Source organism: Fructobacillus evanidus, assembly GCF_963580165.1.
GTDB classification, from domain to species: Bacteria; Bacillota; Bacilli; order Lactobacillales; family Lactobacillaceae; genus Fructobacillus; species Fructobacillus evanidus.
Genome location: NZ_CAUZLM010000005.1, coordinates 191,273 through 211,502 on the forward strand (window position 1 = coordinate 191,273; position 20,230 = coordinate 211,502).

General features: G+C 46.1%; 16 protein-coding genes, 14 tRNA genes and 1 rRNA gene. 1 reads left to right on the top strand and 30 read right to left on the bottom strand.

Annotated features, from left to right (window positions below; all coding sequences use genetic code 11):
• Window positions 1-15: 15 nt before the first annotated feature.
• The 11 genes from rplW to rpsL all read right to left on the bottom strand — a co-directional run bounded on the left by rplW (window position 16) and on the right by rpsL (window position 9,517).
• Window positions 16-303, bottom strand: a complete 288-nt coding sequence (gene rplW / locus AABI08_RS05605) for a 50S ribosomal protein L23 (RefSeq protein ID WP_047975024.1) — start codon at window positions 301-303, stop codon at window positions 16-18.
• The gene (rplD, locus tag AABI08_RS05610; protein WP_047975025.1) at window positions 303-926 is read right to left on the bottom strand and encodes a 50S ribosomal protein L4; all 624 of its coding nucleotides are present in this window, start codon (window positions 924-926) and stop codon (window positions 303-305) included. The genes rplW and rplD overlap by 1 nt, the downstream gene beginning before the upstream one ends.
• A gap of 28 nt (window positions 927-954) precedes the next feature.
• On the bottom strand, window positions 955-1,644 hold the full coding sequence (gene rplC / locus AABI08_RS05615; RefSeq protein WP_047975026.1) for a 50S ribosomal protein L3: 690 nt from the start codon (window positions 1,642-1,644) through the stop codon (window positions 955-957).
• A 58-nt stretch (window positions 1,645-1,702) separates the two neighbouring features.
• A complete protein-coding gene (gene rpsJ, locus AABI08_RS05620; RefSeq protein WP_047975027.1) occupies window positions 1,703-2,011 on the bottom strand; it encodes a 30S ribosomal protein S10 in 309 nt (102 codons plus the stop codon).
• Window positions 2,012-2,384: 373 nt separating this feature from the next.
• Window positions 2,385-3,467 (bottom strand): ABC transporter substrate-binding protein, encoded by a 1,083-nt coding sequence (locus AABI08_RS05625; RefSeq protein WP_338343904.1) that lies wholly within the window; start codon window positions 3,465-3,467, stop codon window positions 2,385-2,387.
• Window positions 3,464-4,267 (bottom strand): ABC transporter permease, encoded by an 804-nt coding sequence (locus AABI08_RS05630; protein ID WP_338343903.1) that lies wholly within the window; start codon window positions 4,265-4,267, stop codon window positions 3,464-3,466. The genes AABI08_RS05625 and AABI08_RS05630 overlap by 4 nt, the downstream gene beginning before the upstream one ends.
• Window positions 4,264-5,094: an ABC transporter permease gene (locus AABI08_RS05635; protein ID WP_338343902.1), complete on the bottom strand. Its 831-nt coding sequence runs from the start codon at window positions 5,092-5,094 to the stop codon at window positions 4,264-4,266. The genes AABI08_RS05630 and AABI08_RS05635 overlap by 4 nt, the downstream gene beginning before the upstream one ends.
• Complete coding sequence (locus tag AABI08_RS05640; protein WP_338343901.1) at window positions 5,094-6,248, bottom strand: ABC transporter ATP-binding protein; 1,155 nt, start codon at window positions 6,246-6,248, stop codon at window positions 5,094-5,096. Before AABI08_RS05640 ends, AABI08_RS05635 begins: the two co-directional genes overlap by 1 nt.
• 133 nt (window positions 6,249-6,381) lie before the next feature.
• Entirely contained in the window at window positions 6,382-8,493 is a 2,112-nt protein-coding gene (gene fusA / locus AABI08_RS05645) for an elongation factor G (RefSeq protein ID WP_338343900.1), read from the bottom strand.
• A gap of 125 nt (window positions 8,494-8,618) precedes the next feature.
• Window positions 8,619-9,089: a 30S ribosomal protein S7 gene (rpsG, locus tag AABI08_RS05650; RefSeq protein WP_047975033.1), complete on the bottom strand. Its 471-nt coding sequence runs from the start codon at window positions 9,087-9,089 to the stop codon at window positions 8,619-8,621.
• Between the two features lie 14 nt (window positions 9,090-9,103).
• On the bottom strand, window positions 9,104-9,517 hold the full coding sequence (gene rpsL, locus AABI08_RS05655; RefSeq protein WP_047975034.1) for a 30S ribosomal protein S12: 414 nt from the start codon (window positions 9,515-9,517) through the stop codon (window positions 9,104-9,106).
• Between the two features lie 255 nt (window positions 9,518-9,772).
• On the opposite strand from rpsL, the gene AABI08_RS05660 reads away from it, so the two are divergent.
• Window positions 9,773-10,450: a prepilin peptidase gene (locus AABI08_RS05660; RefSeq protein WP_338343899.1), complete on the top strand. Its 678-nt coding sequence runs from the start codon at window positions 9,773-9,775 to the stop codon at window positions 10,448-10,450.
• 106 nt (window positions 10,451-10,556) lie between these two features.
• On the opposite strand, the gene AABI08_RS05665 is transcribed toward AABI08_RS05660, so the two are convergent.
• The 19 genes from AABI08_RS05665 to rrf all read right to left on the bottom strand — a co-directional run.
• On the bottom strand, window positions 10,557-13,040 hold the full coding sequence (locus tag AABI08_RS05665; protein ID WP_338343898.1) for an ATP-dependent Clp protease ATP-binding subunit: 2,484 nt from the start codon (window positions 13,038-13,040) through the stop codon (window positions 10,557-10,559).
• A gap of 136 nt (window positions 13,041-13,176) precedes the next feature.
• Complete coding sequence (gene prfB / locus AABI08_RS05670; RefSeq protein WP_047975037.1) at window positions 13,177-14,295, bottom strand: peptide chain release factor 2; 1,119 nt, start codon at window positions 14,293-14,295, stop codon at window positions 13,177-13,179.
• A gap of 48 nt (window positions 14,296-14,343) precedes the next feature.
• Entirely contained in the window at window positions 14,344-16,755 is a 2,412-nt protein-coding gene (gene secA / locus AABI08_RS05675) for a preprotein translocase subunit SecA (protein ID WP_338343897.1), read from the bottom strand.
• A gap of 149 nt (window positions 16,756-16,904) precedes the next feature.
• Window positions 16,905-18,215: a serine--tRNA ligase gene (serS, locus tag AABI08_RS05680; protein ID WP_338344415.1), complete on the bottom strand. Its 1,311-nt coding sequence runs from the start codon at window positions 18,213-18,215 to the stop codon at window positions 16,905-16,907.
• 563 nt (window positions 18,216-18,778) lie between these two features.
• Window positions 18,779-18,852: transfer RNA gene (locus tag AABI08_RS05685), tRNA-Ile, on the bottom strand.
• Window positions 18,853-18,873: 21 nt separating this feature from the next.
• Window positions 18,874-18,944: transfer RNA gene (locus AABI08_RS05690), tRNA-Gly, on the bottom strand.
• Between the two features lie 21 nt (window positions 18,945-18,965).
• Window positions 18,966-19,038: transfer RNA gene (locus AABI08_RS05695), tRNA-Phe, on the bottom strand.
• A gap of 20 nt (window positions 19,039-19,058) precedes the next feature.
• Window positions 19,059-19,132: transfer RNA gene (locus AABI08_RS05700), tRNA-Asp, on the bottom strand.
• A 2-nt stretch (window positions 19,133-19,134) separates the two neighbouring features.
• Window positions 19,135-19,208: transfer RNA gene (locus AABI08_RS05705), tRNA-Met, on the bottom strand.
• A gap of 28 nt (window positions 19,209-19,236) precedes the next feature.
• A tRNA-Ser gene (locus AABI08_RS05710) sits at window positions 19,237-19,326 on the bottom strand.
• Between the two features lie 22 nt (window positions 19,327-19,348).
• Window positions 19,349-19,422, bottom strand: a tRNA-Ile gene (locus tag AABI08_RS05715).
• A gap of 12 nt (window positions 19,423-19,434) precedes the next feature.
• Window positions 19,435-19,508 (bottom strand) — tRNA-Met (locus tag AABI08_RS05720).
• Between the two features lie 26 nt (window positions 19,509-19,534).
• Window positions 19,535-19,608, bottom strand: a tRNA-Pro gene (locus tag AABI08_RS05725).
• 43 nt (window positions 19,609-19,651) lie between these two features.
• Window positions 19,652-19,725 (bottom strand) — tRNA-Arg (locus AABI08_RS05730).
• A gap of 4 nt (window positions 19,726-19,729) precedes the next feature.
• A tRNA-Leu gene (locus tag AABI08_RS05735) sits at window positions 19,730-19,813 on the bottom strand.
• 5 nt (window positions 19,814-19,818) lie between these two features.
• Window positions 19,819-19,890, bottom strand: a tRNA-Gly gene (locus tag AABI08_RS05740).
• A 7-nt stretch (window positions 19,891-19,897) separates the two neighbouring features.
• Window positions 19,898-19,970, bottom strand: a tRNA-Thr gene (locus tag AABI08_RS05745).
• A 41-nt stretch (window positions 19,971-20,011) separates the two neighbouring features.
• Window positions 20,012-20,084: transfer RNA gene (locus AABI08_RS05750), tRNA-Val, on the bottom strand.
• 40 nt (window positions 20,085-20,124) lie between these two features.
• Window positions 20,125-20,230 (bottom strand): 5S ribosomal RNA (gene rrf, locus AABI08_RS05755); the annotation flags it as partial.

Below are 20,230 nucleotides of genomic sequence, written 5' to 3' on the forward strand. Positions count from 1 at the left end.
TCCTCCTATTAAAAATTAACCTTCGTTAAAGATTTGAATATCTTTTGAGTCAGCCTTCAAAGTAACGATAGCCTTCTTCATCTTACGAGTGAATCCAACATAACGTCCTTGACGCTTCTTCTTACCGCGAACATTTGCGGTATTCAAACGTGCAACTTGTACATCGAAGATTTCTTCGATAGCACGCTTGATTTCTGGCTTAGTAGCCCGAACATCAACTTCAAATACGTAACGCTTCATTTCTGTTTGCGCCATTGAAGCTTCGGTAATGATTGGGCGGCGGATAATATCGCGTGCATCCATTAGGCGAGACCTCCTTGGATTTCTTCGATCGCTGCTTGAACAACCACCAGCTTATCAGCGTTAACAACGTCCAAGACGTTGATACCGTTTGTTGTCATCACTTGAACGTTTGCCAAGTTACGAGCTGACAACAAAGCGTTTTGGTTACCTTCATCAACGATTACCAAGGCCTTTGAATCAACAGCCAAGTTTGCCAAAACTTCCTTGAAGTTCTTTGTCTTAGCTTCATCAAATGCCAAAGCATCAACTACGACCAACTTGTTGTCAGCCAACTTTTGTGACAAAGCTGACTTCAAGGCTAATTGATAAGCCTTCTTGTTGATCCGGTAAGAGTAAGAACGTGGGGTTGGACCGAATACGATTCCACCACCACGCCATTGTGGCGCGCGGATAGAACCTTGACGGGCACGACCAGTTCCCTTTTGCTTCCATGGCTTACGACCACCACCAGAAACAGCGGAACGGTTCTTAACCGCATGCGTTCCCTGACGCATTGATGCGCGTTGCATCAAAACTGCGTCAGTAATCACAGCATTGTTTGGTTCAACGGCGAAAACTGCTTCGTTTAAGTCCAAGTCAGCAGCCTTTGAACCATCTTGCTTTAATACAGCAACTTTTGTCATGATTGATTGTTCTCCTTTCTATAAAGTATTAAGCTTCTTCAGCCTGAGCTTCAGCAGCTGGCTTTGCGCCGGCCATCTTCACTTCAGGGTGCTTAGCATTTGTCTTAACAGTTGACTTGATTGTCAAAAGTGACTTGTTTGCTCCAGGAACGTTTCCCTTCAACAACAACAAGTTGTTTTCAACATCAACGTGAACAATCGCAATGTTTTGCATTGTCCGCTTCTGGTTACCCATACGACCAGGCAAGAGCTTACCCTTGAATACCCGGTTGATGATGGCACCCATTGAACCTGGGCGACGGTGGTAACGAGAACCGTGACTCATAGGACCACGTGATTGACCCAAGCGCTTGATAGCACCTTGGAAACCGTGTCCCTTAGTAATACCGGTAACATCAACATATTCACCGGCTTGGAAAGTGTCAACAGCAATTGCATCCCCAACGCTGTATTCGCCTTCCGCATCACGGACTTCACGAATGTAGCGCTTAGGGGCTGTGTTGGCTTTTGCAACGTGGCCTTGTTCAGGTTTGTTTGACAAAATCTCGCGCTTGTCTTGGTAACCCAACTGCAAAGCATTGTATCCATCAGTTGCTTGCGTCTTAACTTGCAAAACAACGTTTGGAGTAGCTTCAACAGCAGTCACGGCGATCAATTCACCAGATTCAGTAAAAACCTGAGTCATACCGACTTTACGGCCTAAGATACCTTTAGTCATGACTAATCTCCTTCATTTCATCGCTAAACTATTTTATCTAGCGGGGTGGTACTTTAAATTAGAGCTTGATTTCGATTGCAACACCGGCTGGCAATTCAAGCTTACGCAATGCGTCAACTGTCTTGTCAGTAGGGTTCACAATGTCGACCAAACGCTTGTGAGTTCGCATTTCGAACTGTTCACGAGCATCCTTGTACTTGTGGGGTGAACTAAGCACCGTGTACAATGTCCGTTCAGTAGGCAAAGGAATAGGACCGGCGATTTCTGCGCCAGTACGCTTTGCTGTTTCAACAATCTTGTCTGCTGATTGGTCCAAGATACGGTGTTCGTATGCCTTCAAGCGGATACGGATCTTCTTTTGTGCCATTTTCGTGCCTCCTCGTTGATTTTGTAAATCAGCTAACTCCGATCAAAAACCGACAACACCTTTTGCGGTGTTTTGCGCGCCCTTGGCAACGCGGCCGCGCGTGTCGCAACCTTAATCATCATCGCTAAACGTTGATACACCAGTCTTTTTGAGGGGTTTGCATCGGCAACCCCAAAAGGCGTACTTGAATATAATAACAGAAAAACCCTTGACTAGCAAGGGTTTCCACTGATTTATTTTATTTTTTTGACAAATTCTTTTCGCTTAGAATCAGCAGGTAATTTTTACCGTATTCATTAATTTTAACAAAAATCATTCCTTTTGACCATTAACGCGGATTTCATTCATCAAAAAATCAGCAAAATCATTTATTTTATGATGGCCGTGAAATTTTGAATTCTAGGAAAGCATCATTATAACGTTGTGTCCACTCTTGGTTGAAGGTTTGATAAACCTGCAACCGGTCCAAAGTAGCAGCGGATGGATAAAAGGCTGGATCAGACTTCTCATCAGCCGGCAACAGTGCATAGGCTCCCTTGTTTGCCGTCGCATAGCCAACGTATTCAGCATTTTGCTTAGCATTCTCCGGCTTATTTAAGAAGTTAATCAAGGCATAGGCCGCATCCTTGTGCTTGGCATTCTTTGGGATTACCAAGTTATCAAACCATTCGTTTGAACCATCTTTAGGTACCAAATAGGCCAAGTCCGAATTTTGTGACATAGCCTGAGCTGCTTCACCAGAGTAAGTCACCCCAATGCTAGCCTCTCCCTGGGCCATATAAATCTTTAACTCATCGGCCACAATGGCTTTGACGTTTGGCATCAAAGTATCTAACCTCCCCTTAGCCGCCGCTAAATCCGCAACATTTTGGTCGTTAACGGACTTACCTTGCGAAATCAGGGTCATCCCCAAAATATCACGGGCTGAATCAACTAACATAATTTGCTTCTTGAATTGTGGCGACCACAGCTTCGACCAGGTATCAATCTGATCAGCACTAACCTTCTTCTTATTGTAGAGAATCCCCAACGTCCCCCAGAAATATGGAACGGAGTATTTGTTGTGCGGATCAAAGGTCTGATTTAAGAACCGTGAATCAATGTTATTCATCCCCGTAATCTTGGACTTGTCCAATGGGGCCAACATGCCTTCCTGGGCCATCTTATCGACCATATAATCGGATGGAACCGTTAAATCATAGTTCGTCCCACCCTGTTTAATCTTGGTGTACATGGCCTCATTCGAGTCAAAGGTCTGATAGTTCACCTTATAGCCGGTCTCCTTGGTAAACTTGGTCAGCAAATCAGGATCGATATAGTCACCCCAATTATAGAAGTTCAAGACTTTTTCGCCCGTCACCTCATCCTTACGACTATTATCAAAGACGGCTTTCCCGGCCACCAGGCCAACAACAACCAGTAAAATGGCTAAAATACTTAAGAAAACTTTTTTCATTTAACCTTCTCCCTTAGTTCCGGAGCCTTTTGGCGCTGATTTAACCGGTTAATAAAGTAGTAGGCAGCAGCAATTACCAGAGAAAAGAGGAAAATCAGTGCCGACAAGGCATTAATCTCCAATGAAACCCCCTGGCGGGCACGTGAGTAAATTTCGACAGCCAAAGTCGAAAACCCGTTTCCAGTGACAAAGAAAGTCACGGCAAAGTCATCCAATGAATAGGTCAAGGCCATGAAAAAGCCCGCCACAATCCCTGGCGTAATCGCTGGAATTGTGACCTGCCCCAAGACCTGGGTTGGCCGAGCCCCTAAATCCTGGGCGGCCAAGACCAAATCCGGGTTCATTTCCTGCAATCGAGGCAAGACCATCAAAACCACAATGGGAATTGAAAAAGCAACGTGGGCCAGTAAAACCGTGACAAAGCCAAGCGAGAACTTAAAGGTCGTAAAGAGAATTAAGAACGCCGCCCCAATGATGACATCAGGCGAAACCAATAAAACGTTATTCAGGGAAAGCAAAGCGCCCTTAACCGCCCGCCGGTGGACACGAAAAATTGCCAATGCACCTAGTGTGCCAATAATGGTTGCTAATAAGGAAGACAGCAAGGCCACAATGCCCGTTTCAAAAACGATATCGATTAAGCGGGTGTCCTGCCAAAGCTCGCCATAATGCTTAAAGGAGAAGCCAGCAAAGCCCTGCATGGTTGTTCCCGCATTAAAGGAATAGAAGACAAGGTACAAAATTGGCAAGTAAAGAATCAAAAACATCACAATCAAATATGGGGTTCTGATTTTTTTCATGACCGACCTCCCTTCTGCTTATCCTGTGTTAAGAGCATCGTAATCACCATTGCTACGATTAGGATGACACCAATCGTCGATCCAAAGGCCCAGTTTTGAGTCACTAAGAAGTGCTCTTCGATGGCGGTTCCCAGTGTAATCACCCGGTTACCACCAATCAGACGGGTAATCATAAAGAGTGACAGACTGGGGATAAAGACCGCTTGAATGCCGGCTTTTACCCCGGGCATCGATAAGGGCCAGATGACCTTTTTCAAAGTTTGCCATGAGTTCGCCCCAAGATCACGACTAGCAGCCGTTAGCAATGGGTCGATATCACTTAAGGCGTTAAAAATCGGCAAGATCATGAAAGGCAGCTCCACGTAAGCCGCTACCAAGAGAAATGACCAATCGGTAAACAGTAATTGCATGGGGTGAAAACCAACCGCCGTCAAAGTCGAGTTGACTAGTCCCCCCTGCCCTAACAAACCAATAAAGGCATAGGTCTTTAGCAATAAGTTAATCCAGGTTGGCAAAATAACTAACAGTAGCCAAAACTGCTTATTTTTCAAAGTTGTCAAAAAATAAGCGGTCGGATAGGCAAAGACCAATGTAATCACGGTAATCAAAAAGGCATACCAGATGGAATTAAAGGTCATCGCTAAGTAAGAGCCCGAGGTAAAAAAGGCCTGATAATTTGCCAGCGTAAAATGGTGGTTCTGGTCCTGCAACGACTCAAAGAGGAGCAACAAGAGCGGTAACACCACAAAGCCTAAGAGCCACAGGCCATAAATTCCCATATAAGCAGAAGTAAAGCCCTGCTTTTGTTTTTTAAAAGACAGTGCCATTAGCCTTGTCCTCCTGATTGCGACTGATCATCCTTAGCAGCTTGCAAAGCCGCTTCGGCCTCTTCTTCATCGTAGGATTCCAGTCGGGCATCAAAGGCAGCTTCACTTTCGTTGTAGCGCATAATATGAATATCTTCAGGGTCAAAGGTGAGGCCAACTCGCGCACCAACGGTTGCCGGGTTTGTCGCCTGAACCTGCCAGGTATTCATGTCATCATCAACGGCCGTAATCTCGTAGTAATCCCCACGGAAAAGTTGGTCTTGAATGGTCACCACTAATTTACCATTAGCGGGGTCCGTCAAATCCAAGTCCTCTGGCCGCAAGACGACTTCCACCCGTTCGTTTGGCCGCATGCCGGCATCCACGTTTTCAAAATCTTTGCCGACAAAATGAACTAAATAATCATGTTTCATAATACCAGGCACGATATTGGTTTCCCCAATAAAATCAGCAACAAAGTGATTAATTGGTTCATCATAAATATCTTCTGGAGTTCCATTCTGCTGAATCAAACCATCATGCATGACGAAAATCCAATCCGACATCGCTAGGGCCTCTTCTTGATCGTGGGTCACAAAGACGAAGGTAATCCCCAGGCGCTTCTGGATATTACGCAATTCTTGCTGCAATTCCTTGCGCAACTTATAATCCAAGGCTGACAATGGTTCATCCAAGAGGAGAACCTCCGGGTCGTTGGCCAAAGCGCGGGCGATGGCCACCCGCTGCTGTTGCCCACCTGAAAGCTCACTGATTTCTCGGCGTTCAAAGCCTGACAGCTTGACCAAGCCCAACATTTCCTTGACCTTGTCTTGAATGTCCTTTTCGGCCATCTTCTTTAAACGCGGACCAAAGGCCACATTGTCAAAGACATTCATATTTGGAAAAAGGGAATAATTCTGAAAAACTGTGTTTACCCGTCGTTTTTCAGCCGGTACATCATTGATGACCTGTCCCTCAAAAAAGATTTTGCCCGCATCGGCCTGTAACTGACCAGAAATCAGTTTCAAAATCGTCGACTTTCCGGAACCGGATGGGCCCAATAGTGTATAAAATTTCCCTGATTCTAAGACCAGGTCAATTTCCTTTAATACTTCCGTGTCACCAAAAGATAAGGCGACCTTGGAAAATTCAAGAATTGGCATCTTTTCAACCATGTTACTTCTCCAATCATTATTGTCACCATCTTACAACAAATGAGACAACAGACAAAACTTTAAAATTTTTTCGGAAACAAAAAACCAGGCTGCCGCAGCAACCTGGTTTTCAGACAATGAGTGAAAGAAGCAATTAAGCTTCCTTACCTTGTGCTTTGATAATTTCTTCTTGAACGTTCTTAGGAACGGCTTGATAGTGGTCGAAGACCATCTGGAAAGTACCACGTCCTTGCGTTGCTGAACGCAAAGTCGTTGCATAACCAAACATTTCTGACAAAGGCACTTGTGCCTTAACAGCCAAAACAGGTCCACGGTTTTCTTGTCCTTCAATCAAACCACGACGTGCAGAAACGTGTCCCATCACATCACCAAGGTTTTCTTCAGGAACAACGATGTCAACAGCCATGATTGGTTCCAAAATAACGGCACCGGCAGTCTTTGAAGCTTCCTTCAAAGCCAATGAAGCGGCAATCTTAAAGGCAGCTTCAGAAGAATCGACATCGTGGTAAGAACCATCGTACAACTTGGCCTTCAAGTCAACCAATGGGAAGCCTGCCAAAGGACCAGCGTTCAAAGCATCCTTCAAACCTGCTTCAACTGAAGGGATGTATTCACGAGGAACAACACCACCGACGATGGCGTCTTCGAATTCGAAGCCAGCACCTTCTTCGTTTGGTGAGAATTCAATCCAAACATCACCATATTGTCCCTTACCACCAGACTGACGCTTGAAGAATCCACGCGCCTTAACGTCCTTCGTGAAGGCTTCACGGTAAGCAACTTGAGGAGCACCAACAGTGGCTTCAACGTTAAATTCACGCTTCATACGATCAACCATGATGTCCAACTGCAATTCACCCATTCCGGCGATCAAAGTATCACCAGTTTCCTGGTTGGTTGTGGCACGGAATGAAGGATCTTCTTCAGCCAACTTCTGCAAAGCAGTAGCCAACTTGTCTTGGTCGGCCTTTGTCTTTGGTTCGATGGCCAATTCGATAACTGGTTCTGGGAATTCCATTGATTCCAAAACCAATGGGTGATCAACAGCAGTCAAAGAATCACCAGTAGTCGTGTTCTTCAAACCGATCGCAGCAGCGATATCACCTGAGAAGACTTCTTCGATTTCAGTACGTGAAGTAGCGTGCATTTGGAGCAAACGACCAACACGTTCACGAGTATCTGAAGAAGTATTTTGTACGTATGAACCGGCTTGCAAAGTACCAGTATAAACACGCATAAATGTCAAACGACCAACGAATGGATCCGTCATGATCTTGAAGGCCAAGGCAGCAAATGGCTTTGAGTCATCGGCAACCAAGTCAACTTCTTCATCAGTCTTAGGGTCAGTTGCGACATAAGGACGAACTTCTAGAGGACCTGGCAAGTAATCAACAACGGCATCCAACATCATTTGAACACCCTTATCCTTGTAGGCTGAACCAGCCAAAACAGGATAGAATTCCAAATTCAATGTGGCACGACGAATAGCAGCCTTCAATTCATCGATAGAAATTTCTTCACCTTCAAGGTACTTTTCCATCAATTCTTCGTCAACATCAGCAACGGCTTCAACCAAAGTTTCGCGCTTTGTTGAAACGATGTCTTGGTAGTCAGCTGGGATTTCGCGTGGTTCCCAAGTTGAACCCAAGTCATCGGTTGGGTAGTAAGCCTTTTCTTCAATCAAGTCAATAACGGCTTCGAAGTCATCTTCTGCACCAATTGGCCATTGAATAGCTTCAGCGTTAACTTGCAAACGTTCGTGCATTGAGTTAACTGACATTTCAAAATCAGCACCCAACTTGTCCATCTTGTTAACGAAAACAATCCGGGGAACGTTATAAGTCGTTGCTTGGTGCCAAACAGTTTCAGTCTGTGGTTCAACACCAGCAGCACCATCCAACACGGCTACGGCACCATCCAAGACACGCAAGGCACGTTCAACTTCGATTGTGAAGTCCACGTGACCTGGAGTATCGATGATGTTAACACGGAACGGGTTCTTTTCATATTGGTCGAAGAATCCACGCCAAACAGCAGTAGTAGCGGCTGATTGGATCGTGATTCCACGTTCCTTTTCCTGTTCCATGAAATCCATTTGTGAAGCACCATCGTGTGTTTCACCAATTTTGTGAATCTTACCTGTATAGTACAAGATTCGTTCTGTCGTCGTCGTCTTACCGGCATCGATGTGGGCCATGATACCGATATTACGAGTGTGATCAAGCGGGTATTCACGCTTTGCCATGATGATCTCCTAATTTTTTATCCTAGTTGCAACAAAAAGCGAGCAATATTTGTTCGCTTTTTTAAAAATTATGAGCCTATTAGTAGGCCCGTAAAAGTGAACCAAAATCCACTTTTACGAAAATCCTACCAACGGTAGTGTGCGAAGGCACGGTTGGCTTCAGCCATCTTGTGTGTGTCTTCACGCTTCTTAACAGAAGCACCGTTTTCGTTGGCTGCGTCAATAATTTCCTTAGCCAAACGTTCTTCCATTGTGTGTTCGTTACGCAAACGAGCGTAATTTACCAACCAACGCAAGCCCAAAGTAGTCCGACGGTCTGGACGAACTTCGATTGGCACCTGGTAGTTAGATCCACCAACACGGCGGGCCTTAACTTCCAAAACTGGCATGATGTTTTCCATTGCTTGTTCGAAAACTTCCAATGGTTCGTTACCAGTAGTTTCCTTGATGCGGTCAAAAGCTGCATACAAGATAGTTGAAGCAGTTCCACGCTTTCCATCAACCATCAACTTGTTGATCAAACGTGAAACTAACTTTGAATTGTAAATTGGGTCAGGCAAAACTTCCTGACGCTTCGTATAACCTTTACGTGGCATGAGTTGTCCTTTCCTTACTTCTTAGGAGCTTTCGTTCCATACTTTGAACGTGAAGTCATACGGCCGTCAACACCGGCAGTATCCAAGGCTCCACGAATAACGTGATAACGCACACCAGGCAAATCCTTAACACGACCACCACGGATCAAAACAACCGAGTGTTCTTGCAAGTTGTGACCAATACCTGGGATGTAAGCAGTAACTTCGTACAAGTTTGACAAACGTACACGAGCGTACTTACGCAAAGCTGAGTTAGGCTTCTTTGGTGTCAAAGTTCCGACACGAGTCGCAACTCCACGCTTTTGTGGGGCAACATTGTTTGTTGCCTTCTTCTTCATTGAGTTGTAGCCGAAGTTCAAGGCTGGTGACTTTGACTTAGTCGCTTGAGACTTACGTGACTTACGAACCAATTGGTTAATTGTAGGCATCCTACTATACTCCTTCATTCTTGTTTTTTCACAGTTCCAGGCGTATCATTTTTGTTCATAAACAAAAATGCTCCTGGAAGTCCTGCTTCGACTTGCCTTTACACAGGCCTTTTGCCGGTTTTACCCGCGCAAAAGGACTAATGACTTAAAAGCACGTTGAATATAATAGCAGGTTTAGAGCTAATGTCAAGGGCTTTTTGCCAGTTTTTTAAGGGCCGATTTTAATTTTTAGGGTCAACTTTCGTCTAACCCCCTATGACTAACATTTTACTATATTTAACCAACTTAATCATCGTCTCCCTGATTTTTTGCCTGGCCGACCGGTCCAGTCAAAATCTTTTTCTGTGGACAAAGCGCTCATACTGTTTCAGTTGTCACCACATTCTGTTTTGGTATGACCTCATCCCCGTTTTCTCGGCTTGGTTTTTAAAGGGACGCTGCCGTTACTGCAAACAACCTTTTGCCAACTGGCGGTTACTGGTTATCCTTGAAGGAATTCTGCCGCTTTTCCTCACAGTTCTCTTTCGCCAGAGTAGCCTGTGGGCTCTTTGCTCTGCCTACCTTTTACTTTACCTAGCCAAAGAAGATTGGGCCACCATGACCTGCTCAGCATGGTTAGCTTGGTTGTGGGTCGCCATCTTAATCCTGTTCGTTCATCACCCCTATAACGGTTGGCTGTTGACTGCCCTAATTATTTTAGTCCTATGGCTAACATACCGTGGTTTTCTCGGTTCGGGTGACATACCAGTTTTAGCAATTGGTTTCTTCTCTCTCACCGAGCAGGCCTTTCCCCTTTTCTTGCTCTTTTCCAGTACCAGCACACTGATTTATTTAGCACTTCATAAAGAAAATCAGCAGAGGCGCCTGCCCTTCATCCCCTTCTTGTTTGTCGGTTTTGTTTTGGCCAATTTGTTCAACTCTTTTCTCTCCTAAAAGCAAACACCAAGTCAACATTTGTAGGCACAAAAAAAGCTAGGTTTCCCTAGCTCTTTGCACGCTGACCACCAGATTTTTACCACTCCGATGGCCATTTTTTGTGCTATTCCTTAACGAGTTCGCCCTTTTTTTCAGGCGTTTCGCATTTCTTAATCTTTAGCTTAATTTGACCATGTTGCGCACCAATTGTGACAACATCTTCCGTGGTAATTTCACCGTCTAGAAGCGCCTCTGAGAGCTTATCTTCGACCTCGGTCTGAATTACCCGACGAACTGGCCGAGCCCCGTATTCGCGGTCATAACCCGCATCAGCGATGGCATCAATCGCAGCCATCGTCATCTTGACCTTGATGCCCTGCTCGGCTACCCGACGAAGCAATGACTTGGTCATCAGGCGCACAATTTGGCGAACCTCATCCTTGGTCAATGCATCAAAGACCAAGACTTCATCAATCCGGTTGATAAACTCTGGCCGGAAGGTTTCCTTGACCGTTTCACGAATCTTGCGTGCCACAGCCTGGTCATCATTTTTCAAATCAGTTGAGCCAAAGCCAAGCATCTTCTCATCCCGCAACCGAGTTGCGCCCAAGTTGGAGGTCATAATAATCACAGTATTACGAAAGTTGACTTTCCGGCCCTTGGCATCCGTCAAAAAGCCATCATCAAAGACCTGCAACATCAAATTAAAGATGTCAGGATGGGCCTTTTCCACCTCATCCAAAAGAATAATAGAATAAGGGTGGTTACGGACCTGTTCAGTCAATTGGCCACCTTGGTCATAACCAACATAGCCTGGCGCCGATCCAATTAGTCGTGAAGCAGAATACTGCTCTTGGTATTCGGACATATCAACCCGAATCATATTGTCTTCTGAACCAAACATGATTTCGGACAAAGCCTTCGCTAACTCGGTTTTACCAACACCAGTTGGTCCCAAAAATAGGAAAGTTCCAATTGGCCGGTTCGGGTCAGACAAGCCTGACCGTGAACGACGGATGGCACGAGAAACTGCCGAAACAGCTTTTTTCTGCCCAATAACGCGCTTACCCAATTCCTTTTCCAAGTTCACCAAATGATCAGATTCTGATTTTTCAACTTGAGTCAACGGTACCCCGGTTTGCTGAGAAATGACTTGAGCAATGTTGGCCGGCGTCACCTTCAAACCAAAGCTTTGATCCTTTTCCTGCTTCTTTTCCTTACGAAGCAAGGCCCGATCAATCTTCTTTCGCAAGCCCATTTCTTTCAAGCGCAAATCAGCGGCCTTTTCAAAGTCCATTGCGGCAATGGCCTCATCCTTGGCCTTTTGAATCTTGACCAATTCAACCCGGTCCTTGTGAAGTGGCGTTGCCCGATCGACATCGTCAATCCGCACCTTGGCCGCCGCTTCATCCATCAAATCAATCGCCTTATCGGGCAAGAACCGGCCGGTAATATACCGTGATGACAGATTAACGGCTGCCTCAACAGCTGCCTGGTCAATATCAACCTGGTGGAAGTTCTCAAACTTCTTCTTAATACCATTCAAGATGGTAATTGCTTCGGCCGTTGATGGCTCATTAATCGTTACCTGAGCAAAACGGCGTTCCAAAGCAGCATCAGACTCGATGTATTGCTGGTATTCATCAAAGGTCGTTGCACCTAACATCTGCAAGTCCCCACGAGCAAGAGCGGGCTTTAAGATATTAGCCGCATCAATGGCACCCTCCGCGCCACCGGCACCAACGAGAGTATGCAATTCATCAACAAAGAGAATCACGTGTCCATCCGCTTCAATTTCCTCGATGACTTGCTTAAGTCGGCTTTCAAATTCACCACGGTACTTGGTACCCGCGACTAATGATCCCATATCCAAGGCCATCAAGCGCTTTTTCTTCAATGAATCTGGCACCAAACCAGCCACAATTCGTTGTGCCAATCCTTCGGCAATGGCGGTCTTTCCAACACCTGGTTCACCAACTAAGACGGGGTTATTCTTTGTCCGCCGGGACAAAATTTGGACGACACGCCGAACTTCAGTATCACGACCGATGACGGGATCCAAGTTACCAGCTTTGGCGACTTCGGTCATGTCCCGCGCTAATTTATCCAAAGTTGGCGTACCCAGCTCCTTGGCTTTCTGCTGTTTTGCCTGTTTGCGTAAATCAGTCACGCCCAAGCGACGTAAAATCGCCTTATTCATGTCTTTCAAATTGACGTCTAAGCCAATCAAAATCCGGGATGACAGGATGCTTGCATCCTGGAGCAGTGATAAGAGTAAATGCTCCGTTCCTACTTCAGCCTGTCCCATCAAGTCCGCTTGATCGGCTGCCCACTTCAAAATCGAAGCGGCCTTAGGTGAGTATGGTAGGTAGGATTCCTGGTTCGCATCCTGGTCCATCCCATAGCCCGTAAACCGTTCAATTTCCTCTTTGATTTTGTCACTATTGACGTTAAATTCAGCCAAAACTTTGGCCGCCACGCCCGCTTGCTCCAAAGACAAGGCTAGGAGTAGGTGTTCCGTCCCAACGGCACGGTGTTGAAAATACTTTGCTTGGTCTTGTGCCAATGACAAGACGTTTTCTGCAGAACTAGTATACTTGTTTTCCATTTTCCCTCCTTATATCATAACGGGGAATGTCGAATCCGATATTGGTACATATTATAACGCAAGTTTATTTTTTCGGAAATAATTCTGAAATAAGAAAAAGAAAACCAAGGAAATTCCTGGTTTTCTTTTCTGTGTTTTAATCTGGATTCTTAAGACTTAGCTGCCATTGAAGATAAGCATTAATCAATGGATCTAAGTCGCCATCCAAAACTTCTTGTGGTTGGTTACTTTCGTAATTGGTCCGGTGGTCTTTGACCATCTGGTAAGGGTGCATAACGTAAGAACGAATCTGAGATCCCCAGCCGTTTTCCATCTTTTCCCCGGACAAGGCCGCCCGTTCCGCTTCCTTCTTCTCCAACTCTAACTGGTAGAGCTTTCCCTTCAAGAGGCGCATGGCGTAATCACGATTACCATATTGTGTTCGTTCGACGGTCGAGGAAACAACAATTCCCGTTGGTTCGTGGGTCAAGCGAACACCCGTTGAAACCTTGTTAACGTTCTGTCCTCCCGCTCCACCGGAACGGAAGACATCCATCTTAATGTCATCATCGCGAACTTCGACTTCAATACTGTCATCCAACTCTGGCATTACATCAACGGAAACGAAAGATGTGTGCCGCCGGCCAGCAGAATCAAATGGTGAAATCCGGACAAAGCGGTGAACACCCTTTTCAGACCGTAAAAAGCCGTAGGCATTGTGACCGGTAATCTTCAAGGTTGCCGAATCAATCCCGGCTTCATCACCAGCATGATAATCCAAAACATCAACTTTAAAGTCATGTGCTGAAGCCCAACGGGTATACATCCGGTACAAGTTGGCGCCCCAGTCGGTTGACTCGGTTCCACCAGAACCAGGATGAATTTCCAAAATGGCATTGTTGGCATCGTACTCACCCGTCAACAATTGCTCCAGGTTATAGGCCTCAACATCTTTTTGCGTCTTTTCAACCAAGTTGGTTAATTCTTCTTGGCTGTCTTCATCCTCGGGGTCTTCTTCCACCATCTCGATTAAGACCTCAATTTCATCAGCCTGTTCGGATAAGTTCAAGAAAGAATCACGCCGATTTTTCAATACATTGCTTTGCTCAATGATACCCTGAGCCTTTTCTTGGTCGTCCCAAAAACCCGGTTCTGTCATTTGGTATTCAAAATCAGCAATCTCTTCTGTTAGCGCATCCAAGTCCAACGTTTTGGCAAAACGTTCGATATCCTCTTGGATGGCTGTTAGCGCCTGTTTGGCTGCCACTGTTTCCATGGCGGGTCCTCCCACATAAGAAAAGCGAACTGAGCGTTCGCTTTTTGTTTACGCTGTTAAGTTCGTACGAATCTCGGCCTTCATAAAGGTCCGGGTAGCATCGTATTCGATATCAGCAATCATTCGATTAAAGTTTGCAAAGGCTTCGTTTTGGTACTCCACCAATGGATTTAACTGGCCATAACCACGCAAGCCGACTCCTTGGCGCAAACGATCCAAGGCATCAATATGGTCCGTCCAGTGTTGGTCAACTGTTCGCAAGATAACAATGCGCTCAAAAGCCAATAATTGCTCCTCTTCCTGCAAATCTTGCTTCTTTTCGGCCAGGTTATCAAGGGCCAACTGATACAAGCGATCCTTGATTTCTTGGCGGTTCAAGTTTTGCAAACGAACAGCACCAAGGTCCTTGGATGTTAATGACGTTTCCACAAAGGCAGAAAGGGCATCCAAATCCCATTCCTTTTGGTCCTTGCCAGGCGTTTGGGCATCAACCACACGGTTGATTGTCCGCTTAACCATTGGCAACAAAACGTCATCCAAGCTCTTCTTTTCATCCAAAACTTGGTCACGTTCACGATAAATCAGCTCACGCTGCTCACGAACGACATCATCATACTGCAAAACGTTCTTACGAGTATCGTAGTTGTTTCCTTCAACTCGCTTTTGAGCGGATTCAACCGAACGCGTAATCCAGCGATGAGTAATCACCGTGTCTTCGTCATCCATGTTCATCCGTTGCAGCATTGTCCGAACTCGTTCGGCACCGAAACGAATCATCAAATCATCTTGCAATGACAAGAAGAATTGTGAAGAACCGTGGTCTCCTTGACGACCGGCACGACCACGCAACTGGTTATCAATTCGACGAGATTCGTGACGTTCCGTGGCAATCACGGCCAAACCACCCAAATCGTCGATACCAGGGCCTAATTTAATATCGGTTCCACGACCGGCCATGTTTGTTGCCACCGTAACGGCGCCCCGTTGACCAGCATTGGCAATAATTTCGGCTTCCTTTTCGTTGTTCTTGGCATTCAAGACGTTATGTGGAATCTTGTGCGCCGTCAACAACTTTGCCACTAATTCAGAAGATTCAACTGAACCTGTTCCCAACAAGACGGGTTGGCCCTTCTTGTGCAATTCCGCTACCTTATTGATAACCGCATTAAACTTTGTCTTCAAAGATGGGTAGAGCAAATCAGGCAAGTCCTCACGTTGGATTGGCCGGTTCGTTGGAATTTCAACGACTTCCATGTTATAGATTTCGCGTAATTCTTCTTCTTCCGTCTTGGCCGTTCCAGTCATACCAGACAACTTCTTGTACATCCGGAAGAGGTTCTGGTAGGTAATTTGGGCCATTGACTTATTTTCTTCACGAACCTCGACGCCTTCTTTGGCTTCGATGGCCTGGTGCAAACCATCAGACAAACGAGTTCCTTCTGAAATACGCCCCGTTGATTGATCAATCAACTTGACTTCACCGTCTTGAACAACATAGTCCTTATCATTCAAGTAGTTAAAGTTGGCGCGCAAAGCCTGATCCACGTGGTGGGTCAAAGCTGTGTTTTGCGCATCGTACAAGTTATCCAAGTTAAAGAAGACTTCAGCATTCTTGATTCCTTCACTCGTGAGTGAAGTATTCTTGCTTTCTTCATCGACCTTATAGTCTTCGTCGCGAGTTAAGGTCTTAACAAAGCGGTCAACCTGTTGGTACAAAGGTGAAACCCCTGAACCAGGACCAGAAATGATCAATGGTGTTCGAGCCGTATCAATCAAAATTGAATCCGCTTCATCAATCAATGCGTAGTTCAAACCACGTTGCATCACTCGGTCTTCTGCCCGAGTAACCATGTTGTCACGAAGGTAGTCAAAACCAATATTGAAGTTTGTTGAATAAGTGATATCAGCATCGTATGCAGCCCGCTTTTCATCAGGAGCAGCATCACCAACGTTCACACCAACAGTCAAGCCCAACCAGTTGTAAAGTTGGCCCATTTGTTCCGCATCACGCTTTGAAAGGTAATCGTTCACCGTCACAACGTGGACACCTTGGCCGGCCAATGCGTTCAAATAAACTGCCATTGTGGCCGTCAATGTCTTTCCTTCACCGGTCTTCATTTCGGCTAGGTTTCCACCATGCAAAACGATGGCACCCATGATTTGTACTCGGTATGGATAAAGACCCAAAACACGCTTAGCAGCTTCTCTTGCCACCGCGAAGGCTTCAGGCAAAAGGGCATCCAGCTCTTTGGCCGTTGCCTTTTGCTTTTCAGCTGCAGTTGTCTTGCCAGCTAAAGCTGCTTGAATTTGAATTTGAAAGTCTTGCGTCTTCTTTTGCAAGGCTTCATCAGACAGGGCAGCAACCGTGTCTGCGTATGACTCTACCTGGTCAGCAACCTTTTCAATCTTTTTTAATTGACGCTTCGAATTGTCGTAAAGTTTACGGACTGGATTAACCATGCTTATATCGGTGACCGTTAAAAAACGGACACACTCCCTTCATCACAAAATGTTCATTAAAATTTAAGAATACTACAGCCTAGTATAGCAAAAAAGCCGTGGAAATAACAGACTTGGCAGTCTGAAATCAGCCATCAGCTTGGTTGTTTTTAATGATGTGGCGTTGCCTGCAATGTTTCTTGGCCACCCAAATATGGACGCAAAACTTCTGGAACCGTTACTGTTCCATCTTCATTTTGGTAGTTTTCCAAAATGGCAGCCACTGTTCGACCAACGGCCAAACCGGAACCGTTCAAAGTGTGAACCAATTCCAACTTACCATCTTCATTCCGGTAAGTAATGTGCATCCGACGGGCCTGGAAGTCACGAGTATTTGATACCGACGAAATTTCACGATACATGCCCTGGGCTGGCAACCAAACTTCCAAGTCATGCGTCTTAGCAGCTGAGAAGCCCATGTCCCCTGTTGACAACGTAATCACGTGATATGGCAAACCTAATTTTTGCAAGATATTTTCGGCATTGTTTGTCATCGTTTCCAATTCCTGATCCGATTGGTCAGGCTTGGCAAACTTCACCATTTCCACCTTATTAAATTGGTGCAAACGAATCAACCCACGCGTATCGCGACCCGCAGCACCAGCTTCCTTTCGGAAAGATGGTGACAAAGCCGTGATAGAAATTGGCAAGTCCTCTGCAGGAATTGTCTCTCCCGAGTAGTAGTTCGTCAAAGATACTTCGGCCGTTGGGATATAGGTTTGATTCAAGCCTTCCACTCGGTAAGCATCGTCTTGGAACTTAGGGTATTGGCCGGTCCCAAACATCGCCGAATCGTTCACCACGATTGGCGTAATCATTTCGGTGTAACCTTCTGCACGGTGTTGGTCTAACATGAAGTTATACAAAGCCCGTTCCAAACGTGCACCATCACCAACATAATACAGGAACCGTGCACCAGAAACCTTGGCTCCACGTTCGAAATCCAAAATACCCAAATCCTCACCGATTTCATAGTGAGGCTTCAGCCATGCTGGGGCCTCCGTCTTAACCAGTGGACGGCCTTGATAGTCGGCAGGTTCCCAAGTTCTGATTTCAACATTGGCTTCTTCATCAGGGCCAACTGGGACATCATCCTCGGCAATGTTTGGCAAGTGTGCAGCCTGGTCCTTAACCGTTTGGTCTAAGCCCTCTAACTCTTGGTCGAGGTCCTTGATTTCCTTGGCAACGGCTTGCATTTCCTGAATGGCAGCTGAAGCATCTTCTTTTTGACGCTTAGCAAAGGCAATTTTATCAGATGCTTCGTTACGCTTAGCCTTAAGTTCTTCCACCTTGGCAATCACATCACGCCGCTTCTGGTCTGCAGCTAACAAATCAGCTAAGACGCCATCTTGCACACCACGATCTGCAAGCTTTTGTGCTGCAACTTCTTGATTCTTTCGTAAGTACTTCAAATTTAACATGGTTTTTCTCCTTTTTTGGATAATAAAAAGCGCCTTTTCATCCAACTATTCCTAGTCAAGGGACGAAAAAAGCGCAATCCGTGGTACCACCCTAGTTCTGCAAAGCATGCAGCACTCAATTAAGGCCAGATAACGGTGGTAAACCGAGCGACATTACTCGCTAACGTAAATCTGTCGGAGTTTCGACCTAACCCTTTTCACCAACCAGGGTCTCTCTATGTTTGTCTACTTATAACAGATATTTGCTTAGTTTTAGTATAGCTATTTTAATCAAAAAAGGCAAGACGAGGTAGCACTCAATCACTACATAAGCAAAAACGTATCTGTACACGAATTAGCAAACGAGTCAAAAGGTCAAGCTGTATACAATTTAGTAAACTTATCAAAGAAACAAACTGCACACAACTTCACAAATAATATAAAAGAACTAACTGCACACAACTTCGCAAATAATCTAAAAGAACTAACTGCGCACAGCTTGATACCACTTCAAAGAACCTAACTACGGACGGCCCATCAAACACACCATTGCACAAAAAAGAAGACCGTAGTCTCCTTTGTCATGGGCCATCCAGGACTCGAACCTGGGACCTCTGCGTTATCAACACAGCGCTCTAACCAACTGAGCTAATGGCCCATCTCTTCGGCTTCTTGCCTAAGCGAATGACGGGAATCGAACCCGCATAGCCAGCTTGGAAGGCTGGAATTCTACCATTGAACTACATTCGCATCTTTTCTGGGTTCCCCCAATGGCGCTGGACGGAATCGAACCGCCGACACATGCAGCTTCAATGCATTGCTCTACCAACTGAGCTACAGAGCCAACTTTTCTTTTTCAGAAAACGGTCACAACGGGGTTCGAACCCGTGATCTCCTGCGTGACAGGCAGGCGTCCTAACCAGCTAGACCATGCGACCAATTGCGGGAGTAGGATTTGAACCTACGACCTTCGGGTTATGGGCCCGACGAGCTACCGAACTGCTCCATCCCGCGATAATATTATTTTTGGGCAATACCCGTAAGGAGAATGGGGGATTCGAACCCCCGCGCCGGTTTCCCGACCTGACGGTTTTCAAGACCGTTCCCTTCAGCCAGACTTGGGTAATTCTCCATGTTCTTTTAATCCACTTCCATGGACCATGTTGGACTCGAACCAACGACCGGACGGTTATGAGCCGTCTGCTCTAACCAGCTGAGCTAATGGTCCCAGCTCGAGTCATCGCGGCAGGGGGAATCGAACCCTCGACCTCTCGGGTATGAACCGAACGCTCTAGCCAGCTGAGCTACACCGCGATACTTTGCTGTAGTACTCACAGCGATCGGGACGACAGGATTCGAACCTGCGACCCCCTGGTCCCAAACCAGGTGCTCTACCAAGCTGAGCTACGTCCCGCTTTCTTTTTGGACTTTTTTGCCCTAGACCTTTTGGGGCCTTATGCACCTAGCAGGAGTCGAACCTGCAACCTTCTGATTCGTAGTCAGACACTCTATCCAATTGCGCTATAGGTGCATTATGCCGGCGACCGGGATCGAACCGGTACGATGTTTCCATCGCAGGATTTTAAGTCCTGTGCGTCTGCCTATTCCGCCACGCCGGCATCCAAGCGAACGACGGGATTCGAACCCGCGACCCCCACCATGGCAAGGTGATGTTCTACCTCTGAACTACGTTCGCATAATCATGCCGACTAAAGGATTCGAACCTTCGACCCCCGCTTTACAAGAGCGGTGCTCTACCAGCTGAGCTAAGTCGGCTGGATTGCCCGACGCGGCGTGCATATCTTGGCCTTCGCCAATGGACGATACAGGGATCGAACCTGTGACCCCCTGCTTGTAAGGCAGGTGCTCTCCCAGCTGAGCTAATCGTCCAAAATAAAAAAAGAAGTCCCCTTCTTTTTTATATATATCGGCATCGCGTCGTCCTATCCTCGCAGCCAGCGTTCCGGCAACTACTTTCGGCGCTATAGAGCTTAACTTCTGTGTTCGAGATGGGTACAGGTGGTTCCTCTATGCCA

What these genes read in the sequence shown, in the direction of transcription:
- AABI08_RS05630 (WP_338343903.1), bottom strand. Translation starts at nt 4,267, where the DNA reads ATGAAAAAAATCAGAACCCCATATTTGATTGTGATGTTTTTGATTCTT.
- rplW (WP_047975024.1), bottom strand. Translation starts at nt 303, where the DNA reads ATGGATGCACGCGATATTATCCGCCGCCCAATCATTACCGAAGCTTCA.
- rpsG (WP_047975033.1), bottom strand. Translation starts at nt 9,089, where the DNA reads ATGCCACGTAAAGGTTATACGAAGCGTCAGGAAGTTTTGCCTGACCCA.
- fusA (WP_338343900.1), bottom strand. Translation starts at nt 8,493, where the DNA reads ATGGCAAAGCGTGAATACCCGCTTGATCACACTCGTAATATCGGTATC.
- AABI08_RS05660 (WP_338343899.1), top strand. Translation starts at nt 9,773, where the DNA reads ATGACTAACATTTTACTATATTTAACCAACTTAATCATCGTCTCCCTG.
- AABI08_RS05625 (WP_338343904.1), bottom strand. Translation starts at nt 3,467, where the DNA reads ATGAAAAAAGTTTTCTTAAGTATTTTAGCCATTTTACTGGTTGTTGTT.
- AABI08_RS05635 (WP_338343902.1), bottom strand. Translation starts at nt 5,094, where the DNA reads ATGGCACTGTCTTTTAAAAAACAAAAGCAGGGCTTTACTTCTGCTTAT.
- rpsJ (WP_047975027.1), bottom strand. Translation starts at nt 2,011, where the DNA reads ATGGCACAAAAGAAGATCCGTATCCGCTTGAAGGCATACGAACACCGT.
- serS (WP_338344415.1), bottom strand. Translation starts at nt 18,215, where the DNA reads ATGTTAAATTTGAAGTACTTACGAAAGAATCAAGAAGTTGCAGCACAA.
- secA (WP_338343897.1), bottom strand. Translation starts at nt 16,755, where the DNA reads ATGGTTAATCCAGTCCGTAAACTTTACGACAATTCGAAGCGTCAATTA.
- AABI08_RS05640 (WP_338343901.1), bottom strand. Translation starts at nt 6,248, where the DNA reads ATGGTTGAAAAGATGCCAATTCTTGAATTTTCCAAGGTCGCCTTATCT.
- rpsL (WP_047975034.1), bottom strand. Translation starts at nt 9,517, where the DNA reads ATGCCTACAATTAACCAATTGGTTCGTAAGTCACGTAAGTCTCAAGCG.
- prfB (WP_047975037.1), bottom strand. Translation starts at nt 14,295, where the DNA reads ATGGAAACAGTGGCAGCCAAACAGGCGCTAACAGCCATCCAAGAGGAT.
- AABI08_RS05665 (WP_338343898.1), bottom strand. Translation starts at nt 13,040, where the DNA reads ATGGAAAACAAGTATACTAGTTCTGCAGAAAACGTCTTGTCATTGGCA.
- rplC (WP_047975026.1), bottom strand. Translation starts at nt 1,644, where the DNA reads ATGACTAAAGGTATCTTAGGCCGTAAAGTCGGTATGACTCAGGTTTTT.
- rplD (WP_047975025.1), bottom strand. Translation starts at nt 926, where the DNA reads ATGACAAAAGTTGCTGTATTAAAGCAAGATGGTTCAAAGGCTGCTGAC.